21 protein-coding genes are annotated in these 24,909 nt (G+C 69.0%); 14 read left to right on the top strand and 7 right to left on the bottom strand.

Annotated elements, in window-relative coordinates; genetic code table 11:
- Positions 1 to 4 precede the first annotated feature (4 nt).
- The 3 genes from ON26_RS11310 to ON26_RS35190 all read right to left on the bottom strand — a co-directional run bounded on the left by ON26_RS11310 (position 5) and on the right by ON26_RS35190 (position 4,251).
- Positions 5 to 1,846, bottom strand: coding sequence for a glycoside hydrolase family 15 protein (locus tag ON26_RS11310; protein WP_040796014.1), 1,842 nt, complete (start codon positions 1,844 to 1,846; stop codon positions 5 to 7).
- A 163-nt stretch (positions 1,847 to 2,009) separates the two neighbouring features.
- On the bottom strand, positions 2,010 to 3,719 hold the full coding sequence (locus ON26_RS11305; protein ID WP_373280935.1) for an alpha/beta hydrolase: 1,710 nt from the start codon (positions 3,717 to 3,719) through the stop codon (positions 2,010 to 2,012).
- A 151-nt stretch (positions 3,720 to 3,870) separates the two neighbouring features.
- Complete coding sequence (locus ON26_RS35190; RefSeq protein WP_083884012.1) at positions 3,871 to 4,251, bottom strand: cold shock domain-containing protein; 381 nt, start codon at positions 4,249 to 4,251, stop codon at positions 3,871 to 3,873.
- 712 nt (positions 4,252 to 4,963) lie between these two features.
- Here ON26_RS35190 and ON26_RS11295 point away from each other — a divergent pair.
- Positions 4,964 to 5,347, top strand: coding sequence for a MerR family transcriptional regulator (locus ON26_RS11295; RefSeq protein WP_051026944.1), 384 nt, complete (start codon positions 4,964 to 4,966; stop codon positions 5,345 to 5,347).
- Between the two features lie 51 nt (positions 5,348 to 5,398).
- Here the strand turns inward: ON26_RS11295 and ON26_RS11290 are convergent, their stop codons facing one another.
- Complete coding sequence (locus ON26_RS11290; protein ID WP_040796063.1) at positions 5,399 to 6,001, bottom strand: lipocalin family protein; 603 nt, start codon at positions 5,999 to 6,001, stop codon at positions 5,399 to 5,401.
- Between the two features lie 277 nt (positions 6,002 to 6,278).
- Between ON26_RS11290 and ON26_RS11285 the strand changes: the two genes are divergently transcribed.
- The 8 genes from ON26_RS11285 (at position 6,279) to dmpG (ending at position 15,768) form a co-directional block, all read left to right on the top strand.
- Positions 6,279 to 7,796, top strand: coding sequence for an SDR family oxidoreductase (locus tag ON26_RS11285; RefSeq protein ID WP_083884008.1), 1,518 nt, complete (start codon positions 6,279 to 6,281; stop codon positions 7,794 to 7,796).
- A gap of 96 nt (positions 7,797 to 7,892) precedes the next feature.
- Positions 7,893 to 9,254 (top strand): cryptochrome/photolyase family protein, encoded by a 1,362-nt coding sequence (locus ON26_RS11280; RefSeq protein ID WP_040796011.1) that lies wholly within the window; start codon positions 7,893 to 7,895, stop codon positions 9,252 to 9,254.
- 141 nt (positions 9,255 to 9,395) lie between these two features.
- The gene (mhpA, locus tag ON26_RS11275; RefSeq protein ID WP_245545813.1) at positions 9,396 to 11,141 is read left to right on the top strand and encodes a bifunctional 3-(3-hydroxy-phenyl)propionate/3-hydroxycinnamic acid hydroxylase MhpA; all 1,746 of its coding nucleotides are present in this window, start codon (positions 9,396 to 9,398) and stop codon (positions 11,139 to 11,141) included.
- A gap of 20 nt (positions 11,142 to 11,161) precedes the next feature.
- Positions 11,162 to 12,022 (top strand): alpha/beta fold hydrolase, encoded by an 861-nt coding sequence (locus ON26_RS11270; protein WP_040796010.1) that lies wholly within the window; start codon positions 11,162 to 11,164, stop codon positions 12,020 to 12,022.
- 28 nt (positions 12,023 to 12,050) lie between these two features.
- Positions 12,051 to 12,998 (top strand): 3-carboxyethylcatechol 2,3-dioxygenase, encoded by a 948-nt coding sequence (locus ON26_RS11265; protein WP_040796009.1) that lies wholly within the window; start codon positions 12,051 to 12,053, stop codon positions 12,996 to 12,998.
- On the top strand, positions 12,995 to 13,804 hold the full coding sequence (locus ON26_RS11260; protein ID WP_051026943.1) for a 2-keto-4-pentenoate hydratase: 810 nt from the start codon (positions 12,995 to 12,997) through the stop codon (positions 13,802 to 13,804). Before ON26_RS11265 ends, ON26_RS11260 begins: the two co-directional genes overlap by 4 nt.
- On the top strand, positions 13,805 to 14,764 hold the full coding sequence (locus ON26_RS11255; protein ID WP_040796008.1) for an acetaldehyde dehydrogenase (acetylating): 960 nt from the start codon (positions 13,805 to 13,807) through the stop codon (positions 14,762 to 14,764).
- Positions 14,761 to 15,768 (top strand): 4-hydroxy-2-oxovalerate aldolase, encoded by a 1,008-nt coding sequence (gene dmpG / locus ON26_RS11250; protein ID WP_040796007.1) that lies wholly within the window; start codon positions 14,761 to 14,763, stop codon positions 15,766 to 15,768. Before ON26_RS11255 ends, dmpG begins: the two co-directional genes overlap by 4 nt.
- Before the next feature lie 314 nt (positions 15,769 to 16,082).
- Here the strand turns inward: dmpG and ON26_RS11245 are convergent, their stop codons facing one another.
- The 3 genes from ON26_RS11245 to ON26_RS31595 form a co-directional block, all read right to left on the bottom strand.
- Complete coding sequence (locus tag ON26_RS11245) at positions 16,083 to 17,564, bottom strand: aldehyde dehydrogenase family protein (protein WP_040796006.1); 1,482 nt, start codon at positions 17,562 to 17,564, stop codon at positions 16,083 to 16,085.
- A gap of 84 nt (positions 17,565 to 17,648) precedes the next feature.
- Positions 17,649 to 18,623 carry a flavin reductase family protein gene (locus tag ON26_RS11240; RefSeq protein WP_040796005.1) on the bottom strand — a complete coding sequence of 325 codons (975 nt, stop codon included), beginning with the start codon at positions 18,621 to 18,623 and terminating at the stop codon, positions 17,649 to 17,651.
- Positions 18,624 to 18,654: 31 nt separating this feature from the next.
- Positions 18,655 to 19,920: an acyl-CoA dehydrogenase family protein gene (locus tag ON26_RS31595; protein WP_051026942.1), complete on the bottom strand. Its 1,266-nt coding sequence runs from the start codon at positions 19,918 to 19,920 to the stop codon at positions 18,655 to 18,657.
- Between the two features lie 303 nt (positions 19,921 to 20,223).
- Here ON26_RS31595 and ON26_RS11230 point away from each other — a divergent pair, with 303 nt between their 5' ends.
- From ON26_RS11230 to ON26_RS11210, 5 genes are read left to right on the top strand one after another with little or no spacing between them, the layout of a single operon-like run.
- A complete protein-coding gene (locus ON26_RS11230) occupies positions 20,224 to 21,627 on the top strand; it encodes an MmgE/PrpD family protein (RefSeq protein WP_040796004.1) in 1,404 nt (467 codons plus the stop codon).
- A gap of 54 nt (positions 21,628 to 21,681) precedes the next feature.
- A complete protein-coding gene (locus ON26_RS11225) occupies positions 21,682 to 22,260 on the top strand; it encodes a VOC family protein (protein ID WP_040796003.1) in 579 nt (192 codons plus the stop codon).
- A 7-nt stretch (positions 22,261 to 22,267) separates the two neighbouring features.
- The gene (locus ON26_RS11220) at positions 22,268 to 23,149 is read left to right on the top strand and encodes an alpha/beta fold hydrolase (protein ID WP_040796002.1); all 882 of its coding nucleotides are present in this window, start codon (positions 22,268 to 22,270) and stop codon (positions 23,147 to 23,149) included.
- Positions 23,146 to 23,958: a 2-oxo-hept-4-ene-1,7-dioate hydratase gene (hpaH, locus tag ON26_RS11215; protein ID WP_051026941.1), complete on the top strand. Its 813-nt coding sequence runs from the start codon at positions 23,146 to 23,148 to the stop codon at positions 23,956 to 23,958. Before ON26_RS11220 ends, hpaH begins: the two co-directional genes overlap by 4 nt.
- Positions 23,959 to 23,990: 32 nt before the next feature.
- On the top strand, positions 23,991 to 24,830 hold the full coding sequence (locus ON26_RS11210) for an aldolase/citrate lyase family protein (RefSeq protein WP_040796001.1): 840 nt from the start codon (positions 23,991 to 23,993) through the stop codon (positions 24,828 to 24,830).
- The last annotated feature ends 79 nt before the right edge of the window (positions 24,831 to 24,909 follow it).

The following is a 24,909-nucleotide window of genomic DNA, read 5'->3' as shown; positions in this document are numbered from 1 at the left end:
CCGCCTAGTGGGGATGCTCCGAGCGGGCTTCGGCGCGGTCGAGTTGTTCGTCCAGCGCCATCGCCGCGGCCACCAGGGCCAGGTGCGTGAAGGCCTGCGGGAAGTTGCCCAATTGTTCCCCCGAGGGCCCGATCTCCTCGGCGAACAGACCGACATGGTTGGCGTAGGTGAGCATCTTGTCGAAGGCGTAGCGGGCGTGGGTCACCCGTCCCGCCCGGGCCAGCGCCTCCACATACAGGAAGCTGCAGAGATTGAAGGTGCCCTCCGAGCCGCGCAGCCCGTCCGGCGAGGCCTCCGGGTCGTATCGGTAGACCAGGCTGTCGCTGACCAGTTCCTCGTCCATCGCGTCGAGGGTGCTCAGCCACAACGGATCATTCGGCGTCAGGAAGCCCATCCGCGGCATCAGCAGCAGCGACGCGTCGAGCACCTCGGTGGCGAAGTGCTGGACGAAGGCCTGGCGTTTCGCACTCCAGCCACGTTCGACGATCTGAGCGAACACCTGGTCGCGCGCCCGCGTCCATCGGGTGATGTCGGCGGGCCTGGAATGCCGGGTCGCGAGCTTGACGCCGCGATCGAACGCGACCCAGGTCATCAACCGGCTGTAGGTGAAGTCCTGCCGCCCGCCGCGAGTTTCCCAGATGCCCTCGTCGGGGCGATCCCAGTTCTCGACGAGCCAGTCGAGCAGCTGCGCGAAGGACATCCACCCGGAGATTCCGCCGATGTCGGCGGTCTGGGCCAGCGCATCGGCCAGCTCGCCGTAGATGTCGAGCTGGATCTGGTCGGCGGCCGCGTTGCCCACGCGGACCGGGCTCGAGCGCCGATAACCTTCCAGGTGGGTCAGCACCTCCTCGTCGAGGCGCGGCTCGCCGTCGATGCGGTACATGATCTGCAGCGGCTCGCCGGAGGCGGTGTCACCGGCGTCGAGACGGTCGCGCAGCCAGTGCCGGAACGCGTACGCCTCCTCGCTGAAGCCGAGGTCGATCAGTGCCCGCACGGACAGCGAGCCGTCGCGAACCCAGGTGTAGCGGTAGTCCCAGTTGCGTTCGCCGCCCACCTGTTCGGGCAGACCCATGGTGGCCGCGGCGATCGGCGCGCCGGTCGGGGCGTAGGTGAGCAGTTTCAAGGTGATCGCCGACCGGTTGACCATTTCCCGCCACCGGCCCTGGTAGGTGGACGAGCGCAACCACGACAGCCAGAACTCTCGGCAGGCCTCGAACTCCGCGAGCACGGCCGCGGGTTCCGGTGCCGCGGGCGGGGTCCCGTCGTGGTCCATGGTGGTCAGCACGATCACCGCCACCTGCCCTTCGGACAGTGTGAACCGTGCCGAGATGTCGCTGCCCTCGGAGCGCAGCTGCAGCGGACCGGACACCTGCAGATGCAGGTCGATACCCGGCCCTTCGAAGCTCGCCCAGGCCGGATCACGCACGGTGAGGGCGTGCGTGGCACGCGCGTAGTCGAATCGCGGCCGGCAGCTCAGCGTGAACGGCAGGCTGCCGCGCACCACGCGGACGATCCGTACCAGCCGATGCCGATCCGTGGGCGACGGCGTCCGGATCGGATCCATGAAATCGACGACTTCACCCACGCCTTCCGCTGCCATGAACCGGGTGACCAGCACCGCGGTATCGGACAGGTACAGCTGACGGATCGTTACCCGCTCCCCCGGCGGATCGGCGCTCACCCGGCAGTTGCCACCGCGTTCGCTGTCGAGCAGCGAGGCGAAGATGCTCGGCGAGTCGAATCTGGGTGCGCACCACCAGTCGATGGTGCCCGCGGAGGACACCAGGGCCGCGGTCTGCAGGTCGCCGACGATGCCGTGCTCGGCGATCGGCGGATATGCGTTCACGGGAACTCCTTCGGGCATCGACGACCTGACCGGCTACCGCGTCACGATCCGAAAGGCTGCCCTCCCAGTGTGCGCCGCCCCAGCGGGAAAAGTGAACAGCTCCGATACGGCAACATGATCACGCCTCGCCTGCTCGACGTACCTCGGCGGCGGCCCGCGCTCGTCAGCCGTCTCCGCCGATTCCGGCGAGTACGACGCGCAGCCGGTCCTTGTCGGCAGGGGTCCAGCCTTCGGGCGGAAGAATGGCGCTCCACGCGTCCGCGATGTCGGTGACATAGGTGTGCCCGTGCCCGTCGGGCACGCCGGTCGACACCGCCATATCGGCGGCGACCTGCAAGAACGTCACGAACGGGTACCAGCGGGTGCTGTCGAGAACGTCGTATCCCCGGTCTTCGCGCAGCCAGTCCGGCTCGTTCAGGATCAGTTCGGGCGACCACCAGACGATGGGGTCGGAGGCATGTTGGAGATAGACCATCCGTGGCTGACCCCACGGCGCGTCGGGACGCGGCAGGTCGTGCGGGGCCCGCGCTCCGAAACGCACCAGCTCGCCGCGCTCGTAGATCGGCAGCCATTCCGGCGAGCCCGGATCCCGATTGGTGGTGACCTCGGTCCAGATCTCGTTCGCGTTCGGCGGTCCGGTGAAAAGTACACCGTCGCTTCGGGTTTCGACGTTCTCGATGTCACCGAAGGCGCTCTCGCCGCCGAACGAGCCGAGACTCTCCCCCATCACGACAAGCTTCGGGCGAGTCTGCGGCGGCAGCCCCTTCCAGATGTCGTACACGGCGTCGAACTGCGCTTCACCCGCCTGCCGCGCGCGTTCCCGGTCCACCAGGAAGGACAGCCAGCTCGGCAGATAGGAGTACTGGAGTCCGACGATGGCGGTGTCACCGTTGTACATGTACTCCAGTGCCGAGGCGAGACTTTCGTTGATCCAGCCGGTACCGGTGGTGGTGGCGACCGCGATGACGGCTCGGTCGAAGCCGCCCGCGCGCTGCAGATCCTGAGCGGCCAGCCGGGCGTTCTCCCGGATCGTGTCTCCCCCACTGGCCAGCCCGGCATACGCTCGGATCGGTTCCACGGCGGGTCGTTCCCCGTTGAAGGCGGACAGTTCCGCCACCGAGGGGCCGCGCGAGACGAACGCACGGCCCTGCCTGCCCAGCGAATCCCAGCTCACCAGTGAGCCCGGCCCGCCGGAGCGCAGCGCACTGACCGGGGGCTCGTCTCCCGCCTTGGTCTCCTGATTGACCGCCGCGAAGCTGTCGTTGAGCCCGGACATGATCACCCGCACCGCCGCGCCGTTGACGAACAGCACCACCAGCGTGATCGCGACGACGCTGATGACCGACGCCGAGATGCGCCGCGGCACCACCCGGCTCACCTTGCCCTCCAGCCACCTGGTTGCGCGGATGAGCATCCGGACCAGTGCCACCAGCCCGACGAAGAACACCGCCGCGACCAGGACGGTGAGCAGATAGCCCCACCAGGGGAACGGCGCGGCGTCCATCAGCGAGCGCAATTGCGCCTGCCAGTTGCGGAACCACACGAGCACGGCAACTGTCCCGAGGAAGCCGATCACCCAGAACACCCGGCGGATGATCGTCTCCGTCCGGTGCGGGATCTCCCGCCGTACGAGCGCGCGAACCCACATGGACAGCAGGACGCCGACGCCGTAGCCGATCGCGGCCGAGACTCCCGTCAGCACTCCCTGGAAGAACGGACCGCGCGGCAGCAGCGTCGGCGTCAGCGACAGCCACACGAACAACAGCGCGACCACCTGGCCACCGAAGACGTAGTGGCGGGGCGGCCGACGGTGCCGCGACTCGCCCCGGGCGATTCGACCAGTTCCACGACCGTCCGCATCCGCGCTCGGCACTGTCGGCACAGCGCAATCGTAGCCGTCGCCGAACGCGGATAGAACGGATCCGCTATCGGACAGCAATTACGAGCGGACAGTGCGTGCGCCGGCGGCCCGAGACGGCAGCGATGTCGGGGCGCCGGCGCTGTCTACCGCCGAAGCCAGGTCGTCATGCGGCGCCCGCTCGCTCACGATGGCAGCGCCGCAGCCAGGCCTGCAGGCGCGGCGGCCTGCGCTCCGGCTGGGGCGCGGGCGGCGGCACCGGTGTGGCGCTGGGGAATGTGAGCACCTGGAGAGCCTCGGGTTTGTCACCGGTGTGGTCGGCCACGGCGAAGACGACCGGCTGTCCGGCGACGAGGGTTTTGTACCCGGGCGCGGCGATGGCGGTGTAGCGCACGAATACCGACTCTCCGCCGTCGTCGGGATCCACGAAGCCGAAGCCCTTCTCGGCGTTGAACCAGGCGACGTGGCCGTGCTGCCAGGTCAGCCGCTGCGTGCTGTGCGGGTCGAGGGTGGCGGGTTCGGTCGGTGAGGCAGTTGTCGTCGTCATCATCGGTACTCGGTGATCCAGTCTCGTCGATACGGGTCGGTGATGTCGGCAATGGCGCTGTGGGCCCGGGGTTTCCGGCCCCGGACCCACAGCGGAGAGGAAGGAGAGAGTTGACTACGGAGGATCTGCCCGGGTAGGGCCGGTCGGTCCCGGCCCACCCGTGTTGCTGTGGTTCATCTGTTCGATACGGCCGTCACCTCGCTTTCGTCTTTCGCTCCGCTTCCCGTGGCCCCCGGGGAGGCGGAGGGCTGCGTTGTTTCGGCGGCGCCGGCTCCGACGCGCGGCCGAACAGTCTTTTCGGCGGCGGGAACCGCGCGGTGCCGGTGGACGGTGGTGAGGTCGGGGCCGGGCACCGGCACCGCGGCGGCGTCCGAACCGGTCGCAGAGCTTCCTCGACCTCGGCGACCAACTGCTCGTAGTCGGGATCGAGCAGCAGCAGCCGGGCTGCGAGCCGAACGGTCGAGGGATCCTCGGCTACCCCGCGGCGTCGGATACCTGCGGAGCGGAACGGCCGGAGTCACGGAACGGATCGGTACGCATCGGCATGGTCGGCACCCCTCCTGCTCGATCTCTTCGTACTTCGGATCAGTTAATCTATGCCAAGCGGCATAGATTTTTTCTACCACCGGAACATGCGATCCCGCAAGGACTCTTCGACACGAGACCATCACAATGGATCCGCATCGACACAGGGACTTCCGAGGAGTGCCTCATGCCCGACCCCCATCACAACGCCGACAACGCCGCTGTGACGACACCCGCGGCGGGGAAGCCGGTCTATGCGATATCGGTGGCCGCCGAACTCTGCGGACTCGGGGTGCAGACCCTGCGCCTGTACGAGGCGCGCGGGCTCATCACGCCGGCCCGCAGCGCGGGCGGGACCCGCTGCTACAGCGCCGCGGACCTGGCCCGACTCACCCGCATCACCACCCTGAACCAGCAGGGCATGAACCTGACCGCGATCGCGCGCATCCTCGAACTCGAGGACGCCAACGCCGACCTGACCGCCCGGTGCGACCGGCTGCAAGCGCGCCTCGACGGCGTCGGTTCGCCGGAAGAAGACATGGCGGCGGAACCTGCCGAACCGCACCCCTGATCCAGCGGCACCCCCGGCAGCGATCGCCGTTCGCGCGCCCCCCGGCGCGGACTACATCAGGCAGAGCGGACGGATGTCCGTCGCGCCGCCCGGGGTGGGCGAGGTCAGCAGCAAACAGGGGTTGTATCCGCGCTCGGCAACCACCGAGCGGATCTCCTGCCAGCGCGCCGCGTCGACGACCGGCGAGCGGGACAGCACGAATCCGCTGAATCGCACCGGATCGCCGACGAGCGCCCACGAGTAATCCTCGGCCAGGAACGTGACGATGTAATTCGGCGGGCCGTCCGGGGAATCCTGGAACGGCACTCCCGGAAAACTGACGTGCAACTGCGCATTGGTGGCCGGATCGACGACCCGGGCATTGCCGACGATGCCGTTCCTGCCACCGGACCAGGTGGTGCAGCCGTTCTCGACACGAATGTTGTTCGCGTCCACCAATTGGTAATTGGCGGTGGTATCGCGGGCGCAGTCGATGTTGAACGGCTGCGGAACAGCCGCTACCTGGTTCCAATCCCCCAGGTAGCGCTGCACGTCCAGGCTGGGGACCGGCGCCAGGGGCTGCCATTGCGCACCGGCGGGCGCCGCGGAGCCCAGTGCCGTGGCCGAGGCCAGCGCGGCCGCGAGCGCGGCGATCGCCCGGCCGGTTCTGCGGATCTTTCGTGCGTCTCTACCGAACAATGAGCTCACTCGTGGCTCCTCGCGAATCGAATCGGTTCTCTGCCGCGAAAAAATGCTCTCCGGCCGGTCGGCTCCAGCGCAAAGACAATCTGACGGATAATACGCGTGATCGACGCGAAATGGCGCCGCACGCGCCGTGCCGAATCCTCGATGTTCGCGCACGACCGCATGGGTACCCGTGGTGCGGAGCCGTCGCAGGCGGTACCCACCAGCTCTCGGCAAGTGCCCAGCAGACAGAAGGACGGGGACGAATATGCGGTGTGTAGTTTTCGGAGCCACCGGTTACATCGGCGGACGCCTGGTGCCGGAGTTGGTCGAGGCCGGTCACCAGGTCCGCGTGGTGGCACGGACGCCGGACAAGCTGGCCGAGGTCCCGTGGCTGGCCCGAGTCGAGGTGGTGCGTGGCGATGTCACCTCCGAGGACGATGTGCGGGCCGCCGTGGCCGATCAGGAGGTCGTCTACTATCTCGTCCACTCGCTGACGCAACGCGACTTCACCCATATCGATCAGCGCGCCGCGCGGATCGTCGCGGCGGCGGCCCGGGCGGCCGGGGTGCGGCGCATCGTCTATCTGGGCGGCATCGTCCCTCAACAGACCCCGTTGTCGCGGCATCTGGCCTCGCGCGCCGAGGTCGGGGAGATCTTCCGGGAATCGGGAGTGCCCACGGCGGAACTGCGCGCGGCGGTCATCATCGGCTCCGGTTCGGCCAGCTTCGAAATGCTGCGCTACCTGTCCGAGCGGCTACCCGCGATGATCACCCCGCGCTGGGTGCACAACCGGATCCAGCCCATCGCCGTGCGCGACGTCCTGTACTACCTGGTGCACGCGGCCGACCTGCCCGCCGAGGTCAATCGCGCGTTCGACATCGGCGGACCCGATGTGCTGACCTATCTGTCGATGATGCGGAAGTTCGCGACGGTGGCGGGCCTGCCGAGACGGATGGTGCTACCCGTTCCGATGCTCACGCCGTGGCTGTCCGCCCAGTGGGTCAATGTGGTCACCCCGGTGCCGCGCGCGCTGGCGATCCCGCTCATCGAATCGCTGGTGCACGAGGTGGTCTGCGGCGACCGCGACATCAACATCTACATACCCGAGCCGGAAGGCGGCGCGACCCGCTTCGAGGAAGCCGTCGAACTCGCGCTCACCCGGATCCGCAACGCCCAGGTGCCGACCCGATGGTCGGATGCGAGCATCGGCGGTGCGCCCTCGGACCCGCTGCCCAGCGATCCGGACTGGTCCGGCGGATCGCTCTACGAGGACGTCCGGGAGCGGCGCACCTCCGCGAGCCCCGAAACCCTGTGGGCGGTCATCGAATCGATCGGCGGGGAGAACGGCTGGTATTCGTTCCCGCTGGCCTGGTCGTTCCGCGGCTGGATCGATCGGCTGACCGGCGGCGTGGGGCTGCGCCGCGGGCGCAAGCATCCGCGCCGCCTGCACGCGGGCGAAGCGCTCGACTGGTGGCGGGTCGAGCGCATCGACCGCCCGCGGCTGCTGCGTCTGCGCGCCGAGATGAAGGTGCCCGGACTCGCGTGGCTGGAACTGGGCGTCGAGCCGGAACCCGGCGGGGGGTCGCGCTACTGGCAGCGAGCCATCTTCCAGCCGCGCGGTCTGGCCGGGCACCTCTACTGGAAGGTGATCACACCCTTCCATGGCATCGTGTTCGGCGGCATGGTCAGGAACATCATCGGAACCGCCGAGAGCGGGACACCGATCGACTTGGCCGAGGACGACGATCTCGTCGGAACTCGCAAGGGGTCCGGCGACCGCTGAGCACCGACGACCGGGGCGGGCCGGGGCATCCGCGCCCCCCGCGGGTGGCCGAGGGTCACGCGCACACGACGAACGAGGACGGGAGGCCGGTGGCCCATGACGGTCGCGATGGCACTGTTCACGCGTGACCTGCGAGTCCGCGACAATCCGGCGCTGGTGGCTGCTGCGAAAGCGGCCGAGGTGTTGCCGGTCTTCGTCGTGGACGAGGCCATCTGCGCCACCGGCTACCTGACGCCGAACAAGGCGACATTTCTGACCGAGGCGCTGGCCGACCTGGACGAGGGTTTGCGGCGAGCGGGCGGCCGGCTCGTGTTGCGGCGCGGCGACACCGTGCGCGAGGTGTGCCGGCTGGTCGAGCGGTATTCGGTCGACGAGGTCCACATCGCCGAGGACGTCAGCGGCTACAGCCGTCGCCGTGAAGACCGGCTGCGCGAAGAACTGGCCCGGTTGGATTGTCACCTCGAGGTGCACTCGGGCAGCATCACCGTCCTCGCGCCCGGCCGCGTCGTTCCCAGCGGCGGCAAGGACCACTTCGCCGTCTTCACCCCCTACCACCGCCGCTGGTCGCAGATCCGGGTGCGCGCTCCTCTCGGCGCGCCGAGACACCTGCGGCTCCCGCCCGGGGTCGGTGTGGAACCGCTTCCGGCGGCGTCGGATCTCACGACGGGCACCGCCGGACCGGACCTGGCGCCGGGCGGCGAATCCGCCGGGCGCAAGACGGCGAAGAACTGGTTCGCCGACGGAATCGACGCCTACGCCGATCGCAACGACGACCTCGCGGCCGACGCGACATCCCGGCTCTCGCCGTACCTGCACTTCGGCTGCGTCTCCGCCGCCGAGCTGGTATACCGGTCCGATACCTCGACACCCGGTGGCGCCGCCTTCGTCCGCCAGCTGGCCTGGCGTGACTTCCACCATCAGATGCTGGCAGCGCGTCCGCAGATCGCCCATCGCGACTACCGACCCCGCCACGATCGCTGGAGCGCCGACACCGCACTGCTGAGCGCCTGGCGCGAGGGCCGTACCGGCTACCCGATCGTCGACGCGGGCATGCGCCAACTCGCCGCGCAGGGCTGGATGCACAACCGCGCCAGGCTGATCACCGCGAGCTTCCTGACCAAGACTCTCTACCTGGACTGGCGTCAGGGCGCACAGCACTTCCTGAACCATCTGATCGACGGCGACATCGCCAACAACCAGCTGAACTGGCAGTGGGTGGCGGGCACCGGAGCCGACACCAGGCCGAACCGGGTCCTCAACCCGCTCCGGCAGGCCGAGCGCTACGACCCGGACGGTGCGTACGTCCGCCGCTGGATCCCCGAACTCGCTCATCTCCGGGGCAGCGCCATCCACACTCCCTGGCGGCCGGACTCCGACGTCGCGACCGGCTACCCGGCCCGGATCGTCGACCACGAACAGGCCGCGCGGGAATTCCACGCGGCCCGGCAACGGGTGTGACGCGCGAGCATGCCGTCCACTCCACTCGGGCCACCGGAACGAAGACGACATTGCCGGAGGCCGGGAACCTTCCCAGGCGTTTTCCGACCCGCGAGAAGGGGCGATTGACCTGGGGGTACGCGACCGGGTCGGATAGCCGCCATGGAGACACAGTCCATGAACAGCACCTTCGCGAGCGAAGTCGTCATCGTCGGCGCGGGGCCCACCGGTCTGATGCTGGCGAACATCCTGGGCGGCTACGGCCGGTCGGTCACCGTACTGGAGGCCATGGACCGGCTCATCGACTATCCGCGCGGCGTCGGGCTCGACGACGAGTCGTTCCGCACCATCCAGACCGTCGGGCTGGTGGACGCGGTGCGCCCGCACACCAGCCCACAGCACATCATGCGGCTGGTCAACGGCGCGGGCAAGGTCGTGCTGGTCAACGATCCGCAGACCGACGAGTTCGGCTGGGCGCGCAAGCACGCGTTCATCCAGCCGGAGGTCGACCGGGCGCTGTACGAGGGCCTGGCCCGATTCCCCAATGTGCAGGTGTTGTTCGGGCACCGGGTCGAGGATGTCGTCGAGGATTCCGGTTCCGTCACCGCGATCGCGCTGGTCACCGGTGACGACGGGCAGGTCGAGGAGCGTCGCTTCCAGGCGCGCTACCTCGTGGGCTGTGAGGGCGGCAAGTCGCCGACGCGCAAGCGGCTCGGCGTGAACTTCGACGGCGAGTCGCCGCCGACCCGTTGGCTGGTCGTGGACGTGGCCAACGATCCGCTCGGCACCCCCAATGTGTTCCTCGGCGCGGACCCGAAGCGGCCCTATGTCTCGATCGGCCTGCCGCACGCGGTGCGCCGCTGGGAGTTCATGCTGCGTGAGGGCGAGAGCGAGGAGCAGGTCACCGAGCAGGCCTTCGTGGACCGACTGCTCGCCGACCACGTGCCGAACCCGTCCGATCTGCAGGTGATCCGCCGACGGGTGTTCACCCACCACGGCCGGGTCGCGTCGAACTTCCGCAGGGGACGTCAACTGGTCGCCGGCGATGCCGCACACCTCATGCCGGTCTGGATGGGCCAGGGCTGGAACTCCGGCATGCGCGACGCGACGAACCTCGGCTGGAAACTGGCGGCCGTGCTGTCGGGCCAAGCCGACGACGCGCTGCTGGACACCTACACCACCGAGCGCAGGGATCACGCCAAGGCGATGGTCGACCTCTCGCTGACCTTCGGCAAGTTCATCAAGATCACCAATCCGGTGGCCGCGATCGCCCGCGACGCCGCCACCTCGGTGCTCAACCTGTTCCCACAGGTGAAGAGCTACTTCGCGGAGATGCGGTTCAAGCCGATGCCGCGCTACACCGAAGGCGTACTCGCCGATCCGACGACGCGCGAATCCGGCCGCGCCCGTGCCGAACTCACCGGCACGCTGGTGCCGGTGCGGACCGCCAACACCAGGGTCTCCCCCGTGGGCGTGCAGTTCCCGCAGCCGCGCGTGAACACCGCCGCGGTGGCGAATGTGCTGCTCGACGACGCCATCGGCAACTGGTGGTCGGTCATCGTGTGGGGCAACAGCCCCAAGGACGTGCTGCCCGCGGAGTCGCTGGACAAGCTCAGGGCCCTGGGCGCCCGGCTGGTGGCGGTGGTGCCCGAGACCCAGCGCGCCTGGGCGGAGAAGTACATGGACCCGGACGTGCTGGTGCTCGGCGACCACACCGGCCGGGTGAAGAAATGGTTCGACGACCGGCCGACCCCGCTGGTCTTCGTGCGGCCCGACCGATTCGTGGCGGGCGCATGCCTGACCCAGCACGCGCCGGAGACCCTCGACGCCATCCTCCGGTCGATGGCCTTCACCGGGAAACCCGCCGACGCGATCACCGCGTCCGAACCGCTCGCCGCCCGTCACTGACCACCAGGAGCCCGCACATCATGACCACCGCCATTCCCGCGTACACGACCGACGACTTCTTCGGCCTCGAGGACAAGTGGGTCGAGACCGCACCCGGCGAACTCACCCATTACCACGAGCTCGGTACGGGCACCCCCGTGCTGTTCCTGCACGGCTCGGGAACCGGCGTCACCGCGGCCGCCAACTGGTGGCTGAACCTGCCCGCCCTCGGCGAGAACGCCCGCTGTATCGCCATCGACTCCATCGGCTACGGCCAGACCGTCGTCGCCGAGGGCACCGCGTACGGCATCAAGGAGTGGGTCGGGCACGCGGTGCGGGTGCTCGATGCCCTCGGTATCGAGAAGACCTGGATCGTGGGCAACTCGCTCGGCGGCTGGCTGGCTTTCCAGTTCGCCATCGACTTCCCGGAGCGGCTGCTCGGCATCGTCTCGATGGGCACCGGCGGCGCGAAGCTGACCGGCGCGTTGGCCGGGCACTCGAACCCGACGCTGACGCCGGAAGGCATCCGCAAGACCCTCGAGCTGTTCGTGGTCGACAAGTCGCTGGTCACCGACGAGCTGGTGGAGCTGCGCTATCAGGCGGCGCTCAACGACACCGCGAGCGACCGGCTCGCCGAGGTGGTCGCCGCGCGCGATCGCGACCGCACCGAGTTGCCGCTGGACTTCGACGTGCTCGCCCGACTCGAGCTGCCGGTGCTGCTGATCCACGGCGTCCAGGACGCGGTCATCCCGGTGTCGCGCACCTGGGAGCTGCTCAATGTGATCCCCGGCGCCGACGCGCACATCTTCAGCCGGTGCGGGCACTGGTCGCAGGTGGAGCGGGCCGACGACTTCAACGACATCGTGACGCGCTTCCTCGTCTCGCACGGCGTCTCCCGCTGAGCGCGGCGCCGAAGAAAGGACTCCGGCCATGACACAGGCGCTGGTGTGCATGTCGCACAGCCCGCTGCTCGGGCGCACCCACCCGCCGGCGGAGGTGGTCGCCGCCGTCGACGCGGCCTTCGAGCAGGTGCGGGCGTTCGTCCGCGACTTCGATCCGGACATCGTCGTCAACTTCGGGCCCGATCACTACAACGGGTTCTTCTACGACCTGATGCCGCCGTACTGCATCGGCCTGGCCGCCCACGGCATCGGCGACTACGGCTCGTTCGCCGGTGAGCTGAACGTGCCCTACGCCGTCTCGGAAGCGTTGGCGCAGTATGTGATCGACCGTGGCGTCGATGTCGCCATCTCGCGGCGGATGCAGGTCGATCACGGCGCGGTGCAGCCGATGGAGATCATCTACGGCGATGTGGCGGCCAAACCGGTGGTCCCGGTCTTCGTCAACTCCGTGGCCAGGCCGTTCGTCGCGATGTCGCGGATCCGCGCCTTCGGTGCGGCCGTCGGCAGCTTCTTCCGCGACACCGATCAGCGCGTGCTGTTCCTCGGCTCCGGCGGCCTGTCACACGATCCACCGGTCCCCCGGCTGGACACCGCCACCGACGCCCAGCGCGAATTCCTCACCGCCGGACGCAATCCCAGCCCGGAGGCGCGCGCCGCGCGGGAGGAGAACACCACCAGGACCGCGATCGCCTTCGCCGCGGGCGAGGCCGACATCATGGACCTGAATCCGGAATGGGACCGGGCGTTCCTGGACGTGTGCCGGTCGGGCCGGGTCGAGGACTTCGACGCCTACACCGCCGACGGCATGGACGCCGACGCCGGGCATTCCTCCCACGAGGTCAGGACCTGGGTCGCGGCCTACTCCGCGCTGCGCGCCTGCGGCGAGTACCGCGTCGACTACGAGTTCTACCGCCCCATCAAGGAATACATCGCCGGATTCGGTGTCACCACCGCGACATTGCGACGGGAACAATGACCACACACATCTCCGTGCCCCCGGCCACCGTCACGACCGCGGCGCAGCGGCTCGAGCGCGCCTTCGCCGAGCACACACCGTGCGCGCCGGTGCGCGACCTGCTCGGCACGACCGACATCGCCGCGGCCTACGCGGTCCAGCAGCGGCTGATCGAGGCGCGCATTGCCGACGGCGCCACCGTTACCGGCCGCAAGATCGGCCTCACCTCCCCCGCCGTGCAGCAACAGCTCGGCGTGGACCAGCCCGATTTCGGCGTGCTGTTCGCCGACATGGACGTCTCGGCGCTCTACGAGGTGCCCAGCTCGCGGCTGCTGCAGCCGAAGGCCGAGGCGGAGATCGCCTTCGAGCTCGGCGCCGATCTCGCCGACGGCGATCTGGATCCGGCACAGGTGCGTGCGGCCGTCTCCGGCGTCGTCGCCGCCCTCGAGATCGTCGACTCCCGCATCGCCGGGTGGGACATCACCATCACCGACACCGTGGCCGACAACGCCTCCTCCGGTCTGTACGTGCTCGGCGAGAAGTGGCTGACGTTGAACGAGGTGGAGCCACGCGAGGTGCGGATGCGCATGTTCGCCGACGACGAGCTGGTCTCCAGCGGCGACGGCGCGGCCTGCCTCGGTGATCCGCTCACCGCGCTGGCCTGGCTCGCGCGCACCGCCCGCGAGTACGGGCAGCCGCTGCGCGCCGGGCAGGTGGTGCTCTCCGGCGCGCTCGGCCCGATGGCTCCCACCCCGCCCGGCACCGTCGTCCGGGCCGAGCTCAGCACGCTCGGCACCGTTACCGCGCGATTCTCGAAGGACAACTAGATGACCCGCAAGACCAAGGTCGCGATCATCGGCTCGGGCAATATCGGCACCGACCTGATGATCAAGGTGATCCGCAATTCCGACGTCCTGGAAATGGGCGCGATGGTCGGCATCGATCCGGCCTCCGACGGCCTGGCCCGCGCGGCCCGGCTGAAGGTGCCGACCACCGCCGAGGGCGTGCAGGGGCTGATCGCCCTCGACGGATTCGACGACATCGACATCGTCTTCGACGCCACCTCCGCCAAGGCCCACGAGGCCAATGCCGCCGCGCTCGCCCCCTACGGCAAGATGCTGGTCGACCTCACCCCCGCCGCGATCGGCCCGTTCGTGGTGCCGCCGGTCAATCTCGAGCAGCAGCTCGCCGCGGGCGCGAGCAACGTCAACATGGTCACCTGCGGCGGTCAGGCCACCATTCCGATGGTCGCCGCCATCTCCGCGGTCACCCCGGTCGCCTACGCCGAGATCGTGGCCTCGATCGCCTCGAAGTCGGCCGGCCCCGGCACCCGCGCCAATATCGACGAGTTCACCGAGACCACCTCGCACGCCATCGAGCAGGTCGGCGGGGCGGCGCGCGGCAAGGCCGTCATCATCCTGAACCCCGCCGAGCCGCCGATGCTCATGCGCGACACCGTGTTCGCGCTCATCGGCGAGGCGGACCACGACGCGGTGCGGGCCTCGGTGCTCGAGATGGTCGCTCGCGTCGCGGAGTACGTGCCGGGCTACCGCCTCAAGCAAGAGGTCCAGTTCACCCCCGTCGACGACTCCGATCCGCTGCACACCCTGCTGCCCGCGGGCGCGCCGCCGGTCACCACCAGGGTGACGGTGTTCCTCGAAGTCGAAGGCGCCGCACACTATCTGCCCGCCTACGCGGGCAATCTCGACATCATGACCTCTGCGGCGCTGCGCACGGCAGAGTCCATCGTGCGCCACCGCACCGGCGCCGGAAAGGTCGCCTCATGACCCGCCTCTACATCCAGGACGTGACGCTGCGCGACGGCATGCACGCCGTGCGCCATCGCATCAGCACCGAGAACGTCGGCAGGATCGTCTCCGCCCTCGAGGCGGCGGGCGTCGACGCCATCGAGGTGGCGCACGGCGACGGTCTCGCGGGCGGTTCGCTGAACTACGGTCCCGGTTCGCACACCGACTGGGAGTGGATCGAAGCCGCCGCCGAGCACGTGCGGAAGGCCGTTCTGACGACCCTGCTGCTGCCCGGCATCGGCACGGTCGCCGAGCTCGAGCAGGCCTACCGGCTGGGCGTGCGCTCGATTCGCATCGCCACCCACTGCACCGAGGCCGACGTCTCCGCCCAGCACATCGGCAAGGCGCGCGAACTCGGCATGGACGTCTCGGGCTTCCTGATGATGAGCCACCTCGCTCCCGCCGAAGAATTGGCGAAGCAGGCCAAACTGATGGAATCCTATGGCGCGCACTGTGTCTACGTCACCGACTCCGGCGGCAGGCTGACCATGGACGGTATGCGCGGGCGGGTGCGGGCCTACCGCGACATCCTCGATCCCGCCACCCAGATCGGCGTGCACGCCCACGAGAACCTCTCGCTCTCGGTGGCCAACAGCGTGGTCGCCGTCGAGGAGGGCGTCACCCGGGTCGACGCGTCGCTGGCCGGGCACGGCGCCGGCGCGGGCAACTGCCCGCTCGAGGCCTTCATCGCCGTGGCCGACCTGCAGGGCTGGGAGCACGGCTGCGACCTGTTCGCCTTGCAGGACGCCGCCGACGACCTGGTCCGCCCGCTGCAGGATCGGCCGGTGCGCGTGGACCGCGAGACGCTGACCCTCGGCTACGCGGGCGTCTACTCGAGCTTCCTGCGGCACGCGGAAACGGCCTCGGCCCGCTACGGCATCGACGTCCGGTCGATCCTCGTCGAGGTCGGCAAGCGCAGGCTCGTCGGCGGGCAGGAAGACATGATCGTCGACATCGCCCTGGACCTGGCCGCCCAGCGCTGAAACTTCCCGGCCCCGGCGGCCGGACCGCTGGGCTCACGAATCACCGGCTCGGAACCGGACACACTTTCAGGGGCGCGACCTCGCCTCGGAGACAGCAAGGCCCCGGATCTCGCGAACATCGAGATCCGGGGCCTTGGTCGTGGTCCGGCCGGCTCGGCGCGGTGGGCCCCGGTCGGCCGCGCCGCGACCGGGGGGCGCCCCCAGGATGTTGCCTGCTCTGGCGCGTGCAGGCGGTGACCGAGGCCGGACACACGACCGAGGCCCCGGATCTTCCGCATACGGAAGATCCGGGGCCTCGGGTCACCGGCGCCGGGCTAGGCCGGCGTGCCGCCGCGCAGATAGACGGTGGTGGTGTGGGTGAAGAACTCCTTCGCAGCCCCGCCCTGTTCCTTGGGGCCGTAGCCGGACTTCTTCGCGCCGCCGAACGGGACGTGCGGGTCGGCGCCCGCGGACTCGGAGTTGATGTGCAGGATGCCGACATCGATGTCCTCGACGGCGTCCAGCGCCCTGGTCACGTCCTGGGTGAACACCGAAGCGCTCAAACCGAATTCGCTCTCGTCGACGAGCGCGAAAGCCGACGCGGCATCGGCGGCGCGGCGCACGCTCAGCACCGGTCCGAAGAACTCCTCGCTCCAGGCGGTGTTGGCCGCGGCGCGCACCGGGTCGGACGGCAGCTCCAGCACGGTGGCGGGCACGAAGTAACCGGACTCGGGCACGTCCTGGTCGCCGATCAGCAGGGTGGCGCCTTCGGCGAGGGAGCGGGACACGCCGGCGCGGATGTCACGCCGGGCGGTCTCGCTCACGACCGGGCCCATGTGCACCGACGGGTCGGTGGGGTCGCCGACGATCCAGTCGTCGAGGCGCGCGCGCAGCCGGTCCAGGAACTCGTCGGCCACAGCGTCCTGGAGGATCAGACGTGAAGTGGCCGTGCACTTCTGGCCCGTCGAGCGGAAAGCGCCGAACAGCACCTGCTCGGCGGCCAGGTCGAGATCGGCGTCGGCCAGCACCACCGCGGCGTTCTTGCCGCCCATCTCCGCCTGTACCGGGACGCCGCACCCGGCCCCGGCCGCCGCGATCCGGCGGCCGATGGTGGTGGAGCCGGTGAAGGTGATCCCGTCGATGCCGGGATGGTTGACGATAGCGGTGCCCAGCTCGCCCGCGCCGATCACCAGATTCAGCACGCCTTCGGGCAGGCCGGCATCGGCCAGTGCCTCGGTCAGCCGGACGGCGAGCAGCGGCACGACCCCCGAGGGCTTCCACACCACCGTGTTGCCGTAGACCAGGGCGGGGGCGATCTTCCAGGCGGGGATGGCGATCGGGAAGTTGAACGGGGTGATCACCCCCACCACGCCGAGCGGCTTGCGGGTCACCAGAATGCGCTCGCCCCGGCGCGGTGAGGCGAACACCTCCCCCGCGACCCGATCGCCCTCGTTGCCGTAATAACGCAGGATCTGCGCCGCCCGCAACACCTCACCGGTGCCTTCGGCGAGCGTCTTGCCCTCCTCGCGCGCCAGCTCGCGCCCCAGCGGCGCTGCCTCGGCCTCGAGTCCGGCCGCGGCCCGGATCAGGATCGCGCCGCGTTCGTGCACGGGCGTGCGGGCCCAGGCCCGAGCGGCGGCACGGGCCGCGGACACCGACCTGTCGACGTCGGCCGCGGTGGCCTCTCGGCCTGCCGCGACGATCTCGTCCGGGCGGGCCGGGTTGGTGGAGACCAGCGGACCGGCGCCGCCTTCCTCCCAGCGTCCGCCGACGTAGTGCCGGAGGTCGACGGCGCCGACCGATGTTGTGGTGGTCATGGAATCTCTCCAGGATCGTCTGGTCCGCAACGGATTACGGGGATGAGAGGTGCGGCGCACCGGGCCCGCCTCGGGCGGGAACGGTCACCACCCTTCGCGGCGGCCGCGTCCCAGCAGGGTGGCGAGGACGCGCTCGGCGGTCTCCAGGTCGTCTTTGGAGATGCCGCGCAATTGTTGTTCGGTGAACTGTTCGGCGCTGCGCCGCAAGGCGCGCCGCACCTGGCGACCCTCCTCGGTCAGTGCCCAGTTCCCGTCGGGGTCCTGGTACACCCGCCCGGTCCCCACGAGTTCGGACAGAGCGTCGTCGACGGTGTTCTCGCCGAGGAAGGTGTCGTGGCCGAGGACTTCGGTGGTACAGGCCGATCGCGAAAGCCGGTTCAGGATCCGGCCGGTGGCCAGGGTGACGCCGACCTGCCTGCGGTGGTGCTGGAACAGGGCCGACATGTGGTGGTCGGTGGCCTGCAGCAGCGACATGAACAGCGATTCCTCGGGCTGGGTATCGGTCGCCGCGCACGAGGCATCGGCGGTCAGCGCCAGGTCGGGGTGGCTCTGGGACACGCTGTACTGGCCCTGGGTGAACAGCAGCGGGGAACCCTGGTAGCGGGCGAACCGTTCCACCCGGCCGAGCATGATGTGGTGGTCACCGCCGTCGAGGACCGATTCGGTGACGCATTCGAAATGCGCGATCGCACCGTCGAGCAGCGGGTCGCCGTGCCTGCCGGGAGTCCAGTCGACCTGGTCGAATTGGCCCGGCTGCGACTTTCCGAACAGCGCCGACAATTCCATCTGATGATCGGCCAGAATATTGACGCTGAAATGGCCGTTGCCGAGAAATGCCGGGGCGCTACGGGATTCCTTCCGGATGGACCACAGCACCAGCGGCGGATCCAGCGACACTGCAGAGAACGAATTCGCCGCCATGCCGACCATTCCGTCCTCGGAACTGGTGGCGATCACGGAGATGCCGGTGCCGAACTGGCCGAGCGCGCGGCGGAAGGCGCGCGCATCCTGCGCCGGATCGCCCTCTTCGAGAACGGCGGTGATGAATTGGTCGGTCATCTGAGTCAACGGAACGGTCCTCTCCGGCCGACTACTTGTAGTAGTTCAGGGTGCCGAGATCTTTGAAGGGGGCGGGCGGCAGGCCGAAGATCGTCTTCACATACTGACCGGCGGCCAGCTCCTTGCCGGCCGAGCCGTGGTTGCGCGCGGCCATGAGATCGCGCATGGTCTGCTGCAACGGATTCGAACTCGACGTCGCGGCGGCCCCGGCGATCGGCCAGATGTCGGCGAAGGACTCGAAGCAGGTGGCGATGGTGTCGGCCGCCTCGAAACGCACCCGCATCCGCTCCAGCGGCGAGGCTTCCTCACCGCGGCAGGCGATGTCGAAGAACTCGCGCCAGTTCTGCAGATGCCGGTTCTTCACCGTGCGGATGCGCGTCTCGGCGTTCGCGACCTTCAGGTGCAGGAAGGGATTCTGTGCGGCGGGCGCGCCGGTGCCCTGGCGGGTGAGCCGGACCCTGGACTGCTCGATGAAGGTCTGCACACCGGCCGTGGCGGTGCCGACCGCGGTGTTGGCCGGCGTCGCGTTGAAGATCGAGGTGAACGAGACCCAGTACAGCGGCCGGTTGTTCACCGCCCAGCCGGGGTTGGCGTCGTTGTAGGTGTCGACCAGCAGGTGGGTGCGGTAGTCGGGGACGAAGACGTCGACCAGCGTCACTGCCTTGCTGCCGGTGCCCTTCAGGCCCTCGACGTCCCAGCTGTCGTGATCGATGGTCAGGTCGGCGATCGGCACGACGAAGTTGCGGTCGCCGCCGCCGAGGATGACCCACTGGGCATGGTCGACGCCGCTGGAGAAGGTCCAGGTGCCGTTCAGCGTGTAGCCGCCGTCGACCTGCTCGTACTTGCCGATGGGCGCGTAGGAGCTGGAGGCGCGGGCGTCGGGATTCCCGCCCCAGAATTCGTCCTGCATGCGTTCGTCCATGAGCGCGATCTCGAAGGAATGGACATTCAGCTGTCCGGCGATCCAAGCCGCGGCGCTGTCGGCTTCCGCGATACGCATGATTCCTTCGAAGAACGCAGCCGGGGCCATTTCCAGTCCGCCATAGCGCATGGGGGTGAAAGCGCGGAAAAGACCGGTGTCGATCATGGCCTCGACGGAGGAATCCGGGACCCGACCTTCGGCCTCGGAAATGGCGCGGCCGGCACGAATGGTGTCGAGGATGTTCTCGACATTCGCGAGGAAGCGCTCGCCTTCCTCGATGGCACGATCGCGGTATCCGGCCCAGTCCTGGGAGCGGGGACCGGAGAAGTCGACCGGCGCGGACGAGGCTGCCGATGTTTCCGAGGTGGTGAGCATTCGTAATTCTCCTTCGACGAGGACGCGCGCCGTGACGACGCTGCTGCGCACCCGAGACTAAGCCGACCCGGCCGCCGCCCCTGAGCCGCTTCTTCCGGGGAGTGGAATGGCCGCCGAAAAAGCTGCGACCTGGGTCACCGCTACACCCTCGATTCCTGTGGTGAGTCGCCCGCGCCGGTCCACCGCCCTTTCCGCGCCGTGGAATGCGGAGATTCCCGGCGTGATCACCGCAGCCCTAATCTCGACACGGCCGATGGCCCCGGCCGGCGTGATCCGGCGCGCCCCGCTCCTGGAGGTTTCCGTATGACCGATTCGTTGATCGACCGCATCGTCGCCCACGTCCTCGACACGCCGTTCGAGGCGCTGAGCGAGACCGTCGTGCTCGCGGCCAAGAAGCGGCTCATCGACACGATGGGCTGCGCGCTGTCCGGCGTCGCGGTGGAAGGCAACGATGCCGTGCTCGAGCTGTACCGCAGCTGGGGCGGCAATCCCGAGGTCGCGATTCCCGGCCGCAGCGAGCGGATGCCGCTGGCCCAGGCGGCCATGATCGCCTCCCTGCAGGTGCGTTCGTTCGACTTCGAGGTCTGCGGACCCGAGCCCGAAGGCGTGAACGAGGGCAAGATGGTCGGCCACGTCGGCAGCACCACCGAGCCGGTGGCGGTCGCGGTCGGCGAGTACACCGGCGCGAGCGGCCGCGAGCTGCTGACCGCGGTCGTGCTCGGCGGCGACGTCGCCGCGCGTGTCTCGGTGTCCAACCGGTTCGACTTCGACAACAACTTCGAGGTCTGCGGCACCTCCAACGCCTTCGGCGCGACCGCGATCGCGGGCAGGCTGCTCGGCCTGAACCACGACCAGCTGCGCAACGCCTTCGGCATCCTGCTCAATATGATGGCCGGCTCGTTCCAGGGCATCTGGGACGGTGTGCACGCGTTCAAGCTGCCGGGCGCGCTGGCCGCCTACAACGGCATCGTCGCCTGCCAGCTCTCGCGCAACGGATTCGGCGGCGTCCGCGACGCGCTGGAGAGCAGGCAGGGCTACTTCGAGCTGTACACCCGCGAGCCCGCGCCGCAGAACATGGTCGCCGACCTGGGCGAGATCTTCTACGTGCACGGCCAGCACAAGCTGCACCCCTCCTGCTACGGCAACCACAACCCCATCGAGTGCGTGCTGCAGATCCGCGCCGAGCACGAGTTCGACGCCGCGGACGTCACGGCCGTCGAACTCGATGTGCCGCCGAACCGCATCGACCACTTCCTCAACCAGGTGCCGACCGCCGCCGACCAGCAGCCCAAGGCGCTGTTCACGATTCCTTACGGCGTCGCCAACGCCATCCTGCGCGGCCGTCCCGAGTTGGAGCACTACGTCGCCCCGGCCATCCACGATCCGGCGGTGCTCGATCTCGCCGCGCGCGTCCGCCTGCTGCCGAACCTGCCGCTGGGCAACAATCAGCACAGCCGTATGCGCATCACCCTCGCCGACGGCCGGGTGCTCGAGGCCGAGCGCAGTGCCCCCAAGGGCTGGCTGCGCAATCCCGTGCCGCTGGAGGCCATCGAGGACAAGTTCTGGCGCAATGTCCGGTTCTCCGGCGCGATCCCGGAGGACCAGGCGAGCCGGGCTCTCGACCTCATCAAGGACCTGGAGAACGTCGGCGACGTCGCCGAGTTGGCTGCCGCCCTCAGCGCGGCCCCCGTCGGCGCGGCCGTCTGACCGCTCCACCCGACCATCTCGACAGCTGATAGACCATCACCGAAAGGACCGCATATGACGACCTTCAACCCGCGTCTGGCGCATCTGGGCATCTTCTGCAAAGACCTGGACGCCATGATCGAGTTCTACACCAAGGAATTCGGCATGGTCGTGACCGATTCCGGGCTGGGCAAGTCCGGCAAGGCCGGTACCCAGCGCCCCGGCGCCTTTCTCTCCGCCGACCCCACCGAGCACCACCAGCTCGCGCTGATCGCCGGTCGCGACCCCGAGACCCCGCCGACCACCGCCCAGATCTCCTTCCTGGTCCCGACCCTGGCCGAGTTGCGCGCCTTCTGGAAGCACGTCGAGCAGACCGGCATCCCGGTCGAGGTCGTCAAGAACCACGGCAACGCCTGGAGCGTCTACATCGACGATCCGGACGGCAACATGATCGAGGTCTACACCCACTCGCCGTTCTACGTGCAGCAGCCGCTGGGCGAGCCGCTCGACCTGAACGATTCCGAAGAAGAGATCATGCGCCAGACCGAGGAGCTGGTGGCCCGCGATCCCGCCGCCTGCCCGCGCGAGGAGTGGATGGCGAAGATGCGCGAGCGTCTCGCCGCCGCCCAGGTCTCCTTCCAGCTCCAGGGGTAATCCGGCCATGCAGAACTATCGGAGCGTGTGGACCTACCTGGACACGGTCCCCCACACGCTCGACTGGATCGATGCGGGCGGCGTCCGCACGCGGTACCTGACCGCGGGCGATCCCGACGGCCCCGTCGTGCTGTTGTTGCACGGCACCGCGGGCAGCCTGGAGAACTTCTGCGCCAATTACGGCGCGCTGGCTCGCACCCACCGGGTGATCGGGATCGACATGCTCGGCTGCGGCTACACCGACAAGCCGGACCATCCCTACCTGATCCCCGACTATGCCGAACACGCCCTCGCCGTGCTCGACGCGCTGGGTGTCGCCGAGGCCGCGGTGATCGGCGTTTCGCTGGGTTCGTGGGTGGGCGCCCGCATGGCGCTGGACCATCCGAACCGGGTGAATCGGCTCGTGATGATCGCTCCGGCGGGCATCATCGTCGATCCGGAGGAGGAGAAGAAGTTCGGCGCCGACGTCCGCCGTCGCAGGAGCAACGCCGCCGAGGCCCCGTCCTGGGAGTCGGTGACGGCCGCGATGGGACGTCTCATGCTGAATCAGGAAGACCTCCTCGATGATCTGGTCGCCGTGCGGTTGCGCATCTACCAGCAGCCGGAAATGGCCGAGGCGATGAAGCACCTGCTCGCCTTCACCACCGGCGGGCAGGACCTGTCCCGCGAGGACTGGGCGCGGCTGCGGCAGCCCGTGCTGGTGATCGCCGCGGTCGACGCGCCGAACATGTTCCTCGACAACGCCCGCCTGCTGGCACAGCTCGTGCCGAACGTCGAGGTCGTCGACATGACCGGATGCGATCACTGGGCGCAGTTCGAGCGCGCCGAGGAGTTCAACGAACTCGCGCAGCGGTTCCTCACCGCCGACGAGCGGGTGAGCGTCGCATGAGCGCCACCTTCGACCAGCAGACCTGCACCGCACTGGCGCGGGAACTGCACGAGGCCGAGCAGCGCCGCGAGCAGGTGCGTCACCTCTCCGGCCGCTACCCGCAGATGTCCATCGAGGACGGCTACGCGGTTTCGCGTGAGTGGGTGCGCATCAAGCAGGCCGAGGGGCAGCGGATCGTCGGTCACAAGATCGGCCTGACCTCGCGCGCCATGCAGATCAGCAGCCAGATCGACGAGCCGGACTACGGCACCCTCCTCGACGAGATGGTCTACGAGAGCAACTCGTCGATCCCCGCCGAGCGGTTCATCAAGCCGCGCGTGGAAGTGGAGTTGGCGTTCCTGCTCCGGGACCCGCTCGAGGGGCCCGATGTGTCGGTCAACGATGTGCTCAACGCGACCGATCGCATCACGCCCGCCCTGGAGATCATCGACGCGCGCATCGAGCAGTTCGACCGGGAGACCGGCGCGCCACGCAAGGTCTTCGACACCATCTCCGACAACGCGGCGAACGCGGGCATCGTGCTCGGCGGTTCGCCGGTGCGCCCGGACGATGTCGACCTGCCCCGGGTGGGTGCGCTCATCTACCTCAACGGCATCGTCGAGGAATCCGGTCTCGCCGGGGCGGTGCTCGGCCATCCCGCCAACGGTGTCGCCTGGCTGGCCCGGCGCCTGTACAACTACGGCGAGCGCCTGGAGCCGGGCCAGATCGTGCTGGCCGGCTCGTTCACCCGGCCGATCCCCATGGCCGCCGGAGACGTGATCCATGCCGACTACGGTCGGCTCGGCGCCATCTCCTTCCGCCTGGTCTGACCCCGCCTGCTCGGAGAAGAGGAGCCTCATTCATGTCCATCACCGGGAAGACCCCGCCCAACCGGTTCAAGCAGCGCCTGGCCGACGGCGAACAGCAGATCGGCCTGTGGACGGTACTGGCCGACGGCTACACCGCCGAACTGCTCGCCGGGTGCGGCTACGACTGGCTGCTCATCGACGCCGAGCACGGGCCGAACGACCTGCGCACGGTGCTCGCGCAGTTGCAGGGCATCGCCGCGGCGGCCGCCCTGCTGGGTGATCGCGCCGCCGAACTGTCCCAGCCCGTGGTGCGCCTGCCGCACGGTGATCCCGTGCTGATCAAGCAGTACCTGGAGATCGGGGTGCAGAACCTGCTGATCCCGATGGTGGACACCGCCGAACAGGCGGCCGAACTGGTCCGCGCCGTCCGCTACCCACCCCGCGGGATCCGCGGAATGGGGAGCGGCCTGGCCCGCTCCTCCCGGTGGGGGCGGCTCACCGACTACGTCCGCACCTCCGACGACAATGTGTGCCTCATCGTCCAGGTGGAGACGCCGACGGCGCTGGCGAATATCGCCGAGATCGCCGCGGTCGACGGCGTGGACGGCGTGCTGATGGGGCCGGCCGACCTGGCGGCCAATCTGGGTTACCCGGAGCAGCGGACACATCCGGAGGTGGTGCGCGCCATCCGCACCTGCGTGGAGACCCTGCGCCGGGTCGGCAAGCCCGCGGGCATCATGATCGTCGATGTCGCCGCCGCCCGGGAATGGCTGAACGAAGGCATCACCTTCGCCGGTGTCGGCGTCGACTCCGCACTGCTGGTCCGCGCCGCGGGCGACCTGCTCGCCCGCTTCCGGCAGGACTCCCCGGCCGGGACGGTCAGCGCCTATTAGCCCACGGGCCGGATCCGACACCTGTCGGATCCGGCCCGATCACGTTGTCGCACCGCAGTATTCGATGCCGCATCGCAGT

It is taken from the genome of Nocardia higoensis NBRC 100133 (assembly GCF_000308595.1).
GTDB classification, from domain to species: Bacteria; Actinomycetota; Actinomycetes; order Mycobacteriales; family Mycobacteriaceae; genus Nocardia; species Nocardia higoensis.
This window is presented reverse-complemented; position numbering and strand designations above follow the sequence as displayed.

Excerpts from the sequence above, each read along its gene's own strand:
- ON26_RS35190 (WP_083884012.1), bottom strand. The coding sequence starts at position 4,251 with ATGACGACGACAACTGCCTCACCGACCGAACCCGCCACCCTCGACCCG.
- ON26_RS11295 (WP_051026944.1), top strand. The coding sequence starts at position 4,964 with ATGCCCGACCCCCATCACAACGCCGACAACGCCGCTGTGACGACACCC.
- ON26_RS11285 (WP_083884008.1), top strand. The coding sequence starts at position 6,279 with ATGCGGTGTGTAGTTTTCGGAGCCACCGGTTACATCGGCGGACGCCTG.
- ON26_RS11280 (WP_040796011.1), top strand. The coding sequence starts at position 7,893 with ATGACGGTCGCGATGGCACTGTTCACGCGTGACCTGCGAGTCCGCGAC.
- mhpA (WP_245545813.1), top strand. The coding sequence starts at position 9,396 with ATGGAGACACAGTCCATGAACAGCACCTTCGCGAGCGAAGTCGTCATC.
- ON26_RS11270 (WP_040796010.1), top strand. The coding sequence starts at position 11,162 with ATGACCACCGCCATTCCCGCGTACACGACCGACGACTTCTTCGGCCTC.
- ON26_RS11265 (WP_040796009.1), top strand. The coding sequence starts at position 12,051 with ATGACACAGGCGCTGGTGTGCATGTCGCACAGCCCGCTGCTCGGGCGC.
- ON26_RS11260 (WP_051026943.1), top strand. The coding sequence starts at position 12,995 with ATGACCACACACATCTCCGTGCCCCCGGCCACCGTCACGACCGCGGCG.
- ON26_RS11255 (WP_040796008.1), top strand. The coding sequence starts at position 13,805 with ATGACCCGCAAGACCAAGGTCGCGATCATCGGCTCGGGCAATATCGGC.
- dmpG (WP_040796007.1), top strand. The coding sequence starts at position 14,761 with ATGACCCGCCTCTACATCCAGGACGTGACGCTGCGCGACGGCATGCAC.
- ON26_RS11245 (WP_040796006.1), bottom strand. The coding sequence starts at position 17,564 with ATGACCACCACAACATCGGTCGGCGCCGTCGACCTCCGGCACTACGTC.
- ON26_RS11240 (WP_040796005.1), bottom strand. The coding sequence starts at position 18,623 with ATGACCGACCAATTCATCACCGCCGTTCTCGAAGAGGGCGATCCGGCG.
- ON26_RS31595 (WP_051026942.1), bottom strand. The coding sequence starts at position 19,920 with ATGCTCACCACCTCGGAAACATCGGCAGCCTCGTCCGCGCCGGTCGAC.
- ON26_RS11230 (WP_040796004.1), top strand. The coding sequence starts at position 20,224 with ATGACCGATTCGTTGATCGACCGCATCGTCGCCCACGTCCTCGACACG.
- ON26_RS11225 (WP_040796003.1), top strand. The coding sequence starts at position 21,682 with ATGACGACCTTCAACCCGCGTCTGGCGCATCTGGGCATCTTCTGCAAA.
- ON26_RS11220 (WP_040796002.1), top strand. The coding sequence starts at position 22,268 with ATGCAGAACTATCGGAGCGTGTGGACCTACCTGGACACGGTCCCCCAC.
- hpaH (WP_051026941.1), top strand. The coding sequence starts at position 23,146 with ATGAGCGCCACCTTCGACCAGCAGACCTGCACCGCACTGGCGCGGGAA.
- ON26_RS11210 (WP_040796001.1), top strand. The coding sequence starts at position 23,991 with ATGTCCATCACCGGGAAGACCCCGCCCAACCGGTTCAAGCAGCGCCTG.